Origin of the sequence: Microbacterium sp. Leaf351 (genome assembly GCF_001423825.1) — a bacterium.
Taxonomy (GTDB): domain Bacteria; phylum Actinomycetota; class Actinomycetes; order Actinomycetales; family Microbacteriaceae; genus Microbacterium; species Microbacterium ginsengisoli.
The window spans coordinates 1-6,179 of the sequence record NZ_LMPK01000035.1 but is presented as its reverse complement, the minus strand read 5'-3'; the positions used below and the strand labels follow the sequence as shown (position 1 = coordinate 6,179).

5 protein-coding genes are annotated in these 6,179 nt (G+C 71.0%); 2 read left to right on the top strand and 3 right to left on the bottom strand.

Annotated features, from left to right (window positions below; genetic code table 11):
• On the top strand, nt 1-1,540 hold a 1,540-nt coding region (locus ASG00_RS11120), incomplete at its 5' end, for an ABC transporter ATP-binding protein (protein ID WP_235559508.1).
• Nucleotides 1,537-2,334, top strand: a complete 798-nt coding sequence (locus tag ASG00_RS11115; protein ID WP_056209607.1) for an energy-coupling factor transporter transmembrane component T family protein — start codon at nt 1,537-1,539, stop codon at nt 2,332-2,334. The genes ASG00_RS11120 and ASG00_RS11115, both read left to right, overlap by 4 nt.
• 87 nt (nt 2,335-2,421) lie before the next feature.
• On the opposite strand, the gene ASG00_RS11110 is transcribed toward ASG00_RS11115, so the two are convergent.
• The 3 genes from ASG00_RS11110 to ASG00_RS11100 all read right to left on the bottom strand — a co-directional run bounded on the left by ASG00_RS11110 (nt 2,422) and on the right by ASG00_RS11100 (nt 6,001).
• Nucleotides 2,422-3,585: an acyl-CoA dehydrogenase family protein gene (locus ASG00_RS11110; RefSeq protein WP_045247535.1), complete on the bottom strand. Its 1,164-nt coding sequence runs from the start codon at nt 3,583-3,585 to the stop codon at nt 2,422-2,424.
• Nucleotides 3,586-3,731: 146 nt separating this feature from the next.
• A complete protein-coding gene (locus ASG00_RS11105; protein WP_056209604.1) occupies nt 3,732-4,448 on the bottom strand; it encodes a response regulator in 717 nt (238 codons plus the stop codon).
• Nucleotides 4,445-6,001 carry an ATP-binding protein gene (locus ASG00_RS11100; RefSeq protein ID WP_200930921.1) on the bottom strand — a complete coding sequence of 519 codons (1,557 nt, stop codon included), beginning with the start codon at nt 5,999-6,001 and terminating at the stop codon, nt 4,445-4,447. Before ASG00_RS11100 ends, ASG00_RS11105 begins: the two co-directional genes overlap by 4 nt.
• Nucleotides 6,002-6,179 lie beyond the last annotated feature (178 nt).

Sequence of the window (6,179 nt, the reverse complement as noted above, 5' to 3'; positions counted from 1 at the left end):
GACGGGGGACGTCGTGATCGGGGATGCCGCGGCATCCGCGTCGACCGTCGCCGAGCTGTCGTCGCGGGTCGCGCTGGTCTTCCAGGACCCGGATGCGCAGATCGTGACCGCCCGCGTGCGCGACGAGGTCGCCTTCGGCCCCGAGAACCTGCGCGTCCCGCTCGCCGAGATCGCGACGCGCGTCGAGACGGCCCTGCGGCGACTCGACCTGTGGGAGCGCCGTGACGACGACCCCGACATCCTCTCCGGCGGCGGTCGGCAGCGGCTCGCGATCGCCGCGGCCCTCGCAATGGGCACCCCCGCGATCGTGCTCGACGAGCCGACCGCGAACCTCGATCCGGCCGGCGCCGCCGAGGTGTTTGCCGCCCTGCGCGACCTGGCGTCGGCCGGCGATCACGCGATCGTCGTGATCGAGCACGATCTCGACGAGCTGGTCGAGGTGGCCCACCGCGTGGTCGTGCTCGATGCCACCGGTCGCACGGTCGCCGACGGCTCGGTCGACGACGTGCTGCGCGCCCGCGCCGCCGAGCTCGACGCCCTCGGTGTCTGGCTTCCCGCGGTCACCCTGGCGGCCCTGCGGCTGCAGCGCGCCGGGGTGCCGATCGAGCGGATGCCGCTGACCGCCGCCGAGCTGCGCGCCGCCGTCGCGGCGGCCCCGCCGATCGATGCGACGGCCGACGCACCGTCGTCGTCTGCAGCGCGCACGCCGGCCGACGCTTCCACGACCGCTCCCGCCGCGAACGCCGTCGAAGTGTCGGGACTCACGCTGCGCCACGGGCGCGACGAGGTGCTGCACGACGTCTCCCTCACGATCGCCGCGGGCGAGTTCGTCGCGATCGTCGGCCCCAACGGCGCCGGCAAGACGACGCTCGCGCAGGCGATCGCGGGCGTGCGACGCACGCCGCGCGGCACCGTCCACGTGCGGGGTGCGGACGTCGCGCGCCGACGCACCACCCGGCGCATCGGCTTCGTGTTCCAGAACCCCGAGCATCAGTTCGTGGCACCGACGGTGCGGGAGGAACTCGCGCACAGCCTGCGCGGGCGCTCGGCCGCCGAGGTCGCCGAGCGGGTCGACGCCATGCTCGAGCGGTTCGATCTGACGGCGCACGCGACGCGGCATCCGTTTCTGCTGTCGGGGGGCCAGAAGCGGCGCCTGTCCGTCGCGACCGCGCTCATCGAGGGCGCCGACGTGCTGGTGCTCGACGAGCCGACCTACGGGCAGGATCGCGCCCGCGCCGATGAGCTGCTGCGCCTGCTGGGCGACCTGCACGCGCAGGGCACGACGGTCGTCGTGGTGACGCACGACATGCAGGTGGTCGCCGAGCACGCCGAGCGGGTGCTCGTGATCGAGCGCGGCCGGGTGATCGCGGATGCCTCCCCCGCCGTGCTGTTCGCCGACGAACCGCTCGTGCGGCGGGCGCGGCTGCGGGTGCCGCCGTTGCGGGTCGCGTTCGCCGATCTGCCTGGCCAGCCGGCGCTGTCGGGTGTGATGCGGCTCGCCGACCTCGACGCCGTGCGGGGAACGGCGGTGGCCGGATGACCACCGCCACTCCCATCGACGCGTCGGCACCGACGGTGATCCGCACGCGTCTCGGACTCGATCCGCTGACACTGTTCGCCGCGGTGATCCCGGCCTCGATCGGGCTCGTGTTCACGCGCGACCTGGTGGTGCCGCTGGTGTTCCTCGGCATCGGGCTGGCGCTCGCGCTGATCGTCTCGCGCGTGTCGGCACGCGTGCTCGCTCTGCTCGTGCTGGCGCTGCCGGTCGCGATCGTCGCGCTCGCGCTGCTGTTCGCGCTGTGGGTCGACCCCGCCACGGTCGCCGACACCCGCGTCGCGGTGGGCATCGCCGGGCGCGACCTCACCGTCGGCGCGCTCACCGTCGGGGCGGCCACGGCACTGCGGCTGGCGGCCATCACCGCGCTGCTGTTCGCCGCGGGCTCGGCGGCCGACGGACCGGACCTCGTGCGGGCGCTCGTGCAGCACCTGCGCGTGCCCTACCGCGTCGGCTACGCCGCCCTCGCCGCGCTGCGTTTCGTGCCCCGGTTCGCGCGCGAGCTCGACGTCATCCGGCGCGCGCACCGGGTGAGGGATGCCGCGCCCCCCGGCCCGTTCACCGCGCTCGCGCGGGGATTCGGCTACGCGGTGCCGCTGCTGGCCGGGGCCATCCGCCACGCGGAACGCGTGGCGCTCGCGATGGACGCGCGCGCGTTCGGCGCCCACGCGACTCGCACCGAGCCGCGGGTCGCACGCTGGCATCGCCTCGACACCGCCGTGGTCGCCGGGGGCTGGGTGCTCACCGTCGCGGTCTTCGTCGTCGTCGCCGCATCCTGACCCGAGACCCACGCCGCGGGGCGGCGGCTCCTGCCCGCGCATGACGAGGGGGACGAGGCATCCGCCCCGTCCCCCTCGTGCCGAGCGTCAGCGCTTGCCGACGATCTGACGCGACACGATGTCGCGCATGATCTCGTTCGTGCCGCCGTAGATGCGGTGCACGCGCGCGTCGAGGAACGCCCGGGCGATCGGGTACTCGGTGATGTAGCCGTAGCCGCCGTGCAGCTGCACGCCGAGATCGAGCAGCTCCCACTCGCGGTCGGTCGCCCAGAACTTCACCTTCGCGGCCTCCTCGGCCGTGAGCTTCTTGTCCTTGTAGAGCAGCATCGCGCGGTCGATGTACGCCCACATCACATCGACGGTCGTGGCCATGTCGGCGAGACGGAACCGGGTGTTCTGGAAGTCGGAGATCGACTGGCCGAACGCCTCACGGCTGAGCGTGTAGTCGCGCGTCCAGACGAACGCGGCCTCGCCCGCGGCGGCCGCCGCGACACCGATCGAGAGGCGCTCGAGAGGCAGGTTCATCATGAGCTGGATGAAGCCGAGGCCCTCCTTGCCGCCGATGAGGTTCTCGTCGGGCACGAAGACGTCGCTGAACGAGAGTTCGGCGGTGTCCCACCCGTGGAAGCCCATCTTCTCGAGCTTCTTGCCGTGGTCGAAGCCCTCCATGCCGCTCTCGAGGATCAGCAGGCTGAAGGCCTCGGGACGGTTGCCCTCGCCGGTCTTCACGAACGTGACGACGATGTCCGCGGTCTTGCCCGAGGAGATGAAGGTCTTGGCGCCGTTGACGATGTAGCCGCCGTCGACCTTCTTCGCGGTGGTCTTGATGCCGCGCAGGTCGCTGCCCGCGCCGGGCTCGGTCATCGCAAGCGCACCGAGCACCTCGCCGGTGGCCATGCGCGGGAGCCACTTCTCCTTCTGCTCCTGGGTGCCCATGTGCACGAGGTACGGAACCGCCAGGTCGTCCTGGATGCCGAACGCACCGGCAAGCGAGCCCTGTCCGACGCCGATCGTCTCCTCGAGCACAATCGAGCGGAAGCGGTAGTCCTGCAGCATGCCGGCGCCGCCGAACTCCTCCGGCACCGACAGGCCGATGATGCCCGCCTCACCCGCGGCCAGCATGGTCGCGCGGTCGATCTCGCCGTCCTTCTCCCACTGCACGCGCTTCTCGTTCGTCGCGTACCGCTTGAGGAACTCCTTGACGACGTCGCGGAACGCCTCGTGGTCCTCGTCGTAGATGTCGCGCTCCATGTGCGCAGTCCTTCCGTCTTCGCTTCGGCGGGATACCCGCTCGCGGCTGCGCTCGTGGCCACGCCGCCCCTGCGATCCTAGGTCGCGAGGCGGGCCGCAGGCCAGGGCATTGTGGAATTGCATGTCACCGTCTGCGGAACTCGGTGTCAGCGTTGTGGGGATGCCGCAACCGGGCCGGAGCAGCGGGATTCCGCGGCGATCCGGTACCGCGTTCGAGGGCGACCGGCAGTGCCGTAGTCAAGTGACCGGGTCGCGGTGCCCGAGTCGGCGAGGTGCTCGAGGTAGCGCCGACAGCTGACGCGAGAGAGTCCCGCGAGGTCCGCGATTTCGGCAGCGCTCGCCTCGCCCGCCTCGGCGAGCGCACTGCGCACGACGAGGAGCGTCGGAGCACTCAAACCCTTGGGCAGCTGCCGCCTGGCGCCGGGTCGCATCAGAGCATCGACCGAATCCTGGTCGAGCCCCGGGCGCATTGACTGCGGCACCCGTCGCTCAGCAAGGACATCGTCGATACGCGCATGAAGATCGTCCGCCGTGAACGGCTTCACCAGGTAATGCCGAGCACCGCGCATGCGAGCCGCTCGCACGGTGTCGACGTCACGGGCCGCCGTCACCGCGATGACCTCCGGCTGCACGATCGTGCCGTCGGAACGCAGCACCCGCAGGGCCTCGAGCCCGGTGAAACCGGGGAGGAACACGTCGAGCAGCACGAGATCGGGCGCGAGATCGCGCACCAGTCGCACCGCTTCCGGACCGGTCGCAGCCGTGCCCACGACCTGACATCCGCCGTGGGCGTCCACGAACCGGGCGTGCAGAGATGCGACGGCCGGAACATCGTCGACGATGAGCACGCGGAGGACGTTCATCGTGCGGTCACCGCCATCGGCACCCGTAGCTCGACCTCGAAGCACGCCCCGCCCCAGGGAGACCGCGACACCCGGGCCCCGCCACCGCGACGCCGCGCGACCCGCGCGACGAGAGCGAGGCCGATGCCGCGGCGGCGACCGGCGACATCCTTCGTGCTGAACCCTTCGTCGAAGGCGCGCCGAGCGACCTCATCGTCGAGGCCGGGGCCCGAATCGTCCACCCTCACACGCACCTCGCCCGACACCGCCTGCACGACCACCGCGACGCGATCCTCGGCACGACACGCGTCGAACGCGTTGTCGATGAGGTTGCCGATCACCGTGCGCAGATCATCGGATGCCTCCCCCGGCACCGTCCCCTCGACGTCCACCGTCATCACGAGCCCCCGCTCGCGCGCCTGCGCGAGCTTCACCGACAGCAGCGCCGCCAGTTCCGCGCCGAGGTTCGCGGCCGGCTCATCGACGGCGAGCGCCCCGCCTGAGCGACTCTTTGCGACGAACTCCCGAGCCTCATCGATCTGGCCGATCTCGAGCAGTCCGGAGATGACATGCAGGGAGTTGGAGAACTCGTGCGCCTGCGCGCGCAGTCCGTCGGTGAGCGACTGCGTGCCATCCATCTCCCGCAGCGCCGCGTGGAGCTCGGTGTGATCCCTCAGCAGCAGAGTGCCGCCCACGCGCCGGCCGTCATCGTCGATCGTGCCGGTGCCGCGGGCGATCAGTGCCCGCTCGCCCGCCAGCACGAGTCGCCCGTCGGGCTCGCCTTCCTCGAGCACGGCGAGGATCGGCGCATCGACCACCTCGGTGAGCGGGCGCCCGACCAGATCGTCGACGTTGAGCAGTCGTGCTGCGGCGTCGTTGGCCATCGAGACACGGCCGTCGCTGTCGACGGTGACGACACCCTCACTGAGACGGTGGAGCATCGTCTCCCGGCTGTCGACGAGCTCGGCGATCTGCTGGGGCTCCAGCCGGAAGATGCGCCGGCGAACGAGGGCGGTGACTCCAGCCGCTCCGAACACGCCGACCAGCGTCGACCCGGCGACCGCGACCAGCAGCCAGGGCAGCCAGATCTGCACGTCCGCGGCGAGGGCCGACTCCAGCATGCCGACGGACACGGTTCCGATCACGCGCTGCGCGTCGTCAAAGATCGGGACCTTCACGCGCCACGACTCGCCGAGGGTCCCGGTCTGCGTGCCGACATAGACCTCACCGGACAGCGGAACCGAGGGATCGGTCGACACCTTCTCGCCGATGCGCTCAGGGTTCGGATGGCTCAGCCGAATGCCGGCGGCATCCGTCACGACGACATAGGCGAGCTGCGAGGACTCGCGCAGCACCTCGGCGATCGGCTGGATCTTCGCGCTCGGATTCGGCGAGTCGAGGGCGTCATGGATCGAGGGCAAACGGGCGATCGATTGAGCGACGCCGACCATGCGCTCACGATGGGCGTCTCTGATGGCCAGTTCCTGCACGCTGATGGCGACCGCGCCCGTCGCGACCGTCACCACGCACACGATGGCGGCCTGCAGCAGAAGCAACTGCAGCCTCAGCGACATTGCTCGGCGCATGGAGGACATTCTGCCCGTTGGGTGGCGCTGACGGCGGCGCGCACGAGACCAATACTTTCCGAACCCTCGCTTACTTTCGCAAGCGCGCCCGAGCACATCGACCCCCCTAGGCCGTGTTGATTAAGTCGGTCTTGATCCAGATGAGGGTCGAGGAGAGGCAGATGGC

What these genes read in the sequence shown, in the direction of transcription:
- ASG00_RS11115 (WP_056209607.1), top strand. Translation starts at nt 1,537, where the DNA reads ATGACCACCGCCACTCCCATCGACGCGTCGGCACCGACGGTGATCCGC.
- ASG00_RS11110 (WP_045247535.1), bottom strand. Translation starts at nt 3,585, where the DNA reads ATGGAGCGCGACATCTACGACGAGGACCACGAGGCGTTCCGCGACGTC.
- ASG00_RS11105 (WP_056209604.1), bottom strand. Translation starts at nt 4,448, where the DNA reads ATGAACGTCCTCCGCGTGCTCATCGTCGACGATGTTCCGGCCGTCGCA.
- ASG00_RS11100 (WP_200930921.1), bottom strand. Translation starts at nt 6,001, where the DNA reads ATGTCGCTGAGGCTGCAGTTGCTTCTGCTGCAGGCCGCCATCGTGTGC.